The organism is Halorubrum sp. SP9, from assembly GCF_005435015.1.
Taxonomy (GTDB): domain Archaea; phylum Halobacteriota; class Halobacteria; order Halobacteriales; family Haloferacaceae; genus Halorubrum; species Halorubrum sodomense.
The window spans coordinates 1-849 of the sequence record NZ_SGXU01000171.1; the positions used below are offsets into that span (position 1 = coordinate 1).

Annotated in this window: 1 protein-coding gene and 1 pseudogene; both read right to left on the bottom strand. The window is 58.3% G+C overall.

Going from position 1 to position 849, the window contains the following annotated elements; translation table 11 throughout:
- Positions 1-574: ABC transporter ATP-binding protein (locus EXE45_RS17035; RefSeq protein WP_137695031.1), on the bottom strand; the 574-nt coding region annotated here is incomplete at its 3' end.
- A pseudogene (locus EXE45_RS17040) lies at positions 567-849 on the bottom strand (branched-chain amino acid ABC transporter permease); the annotation flags it as partial. The pseudogene EXE45_RS17040 and the gene EXE45_RS17035, both read right to left, overlap by 8 nt.

The window sequence follows — 849 nt, forward strand, 5'->3', positions numbered from 1 at the left end:
TCAATAGTGCTCGAGCGATTTCGAGGAGTTTCCGCTGACCTCCCGAAAGACTGCCAGCGGGTTCATTGAGTAGGTGGTCGATCTCGAAGAATGTCGCGATTTCGCGAGCACGCTCTCGGATCGCCTGTTCTTCCTCTACGAACTGGTCTCCCCGGGCCCACGCCCCACGGAGCCGTTCACCGTGCTGGTTCATCGGAGCGAGAAGCAGATTCTCGAACACGGTCATATCGGCGAGTTCGCGCGGAATTTGAAACGTCCGAACCATGCCTTGCTGGGCGATAGCTGGCGGCTCTCTGCCAGTGATGTCCGTCTCGTAGAGGCGGATTCGCCCGTTATCCGGCTTGTGGAAGCCGGTGAGGCAATTGAACAGAGTCGTTTTACCGGCACCGTTCGGGCCGATGAGACCGGTGATTCCGGAGTCGACCCTCAGATTAACGCTGTCAAGCGCGGTGATGCCACCAAACTGTTTTGTGACCTCTTCGATACGGAGAATCGCGTCGCGACCGGTTCTCTGGTCCGCGTTCTCCGTTTGCGTTGCGTCGGATGTCGGGGTTGGTGTGTTTTGTTCAGACATCGTCGGTCCCTCCGGAAGTGTCCCGTGACGGTAGCGGGATGTCGTAGTCCTGTTCGCCGAGAAGGCCCTCGGGCCGGTAGTACAGGATGAGTATCAGCACGATACCGATCAGCATGAGGCGAGCTGCTGCGAGTTGAATGGAGTACTGAGACGGTACGTCGATGAACCGCGTTCCGTTGCGGATACCCCAAAAGAACGCGGTACCGAGGATGACGCCCTTGTTGTTGGCGGTGCCGCCAACGATGACGGCCGTGAAGGCATAGAACGTGATCGTC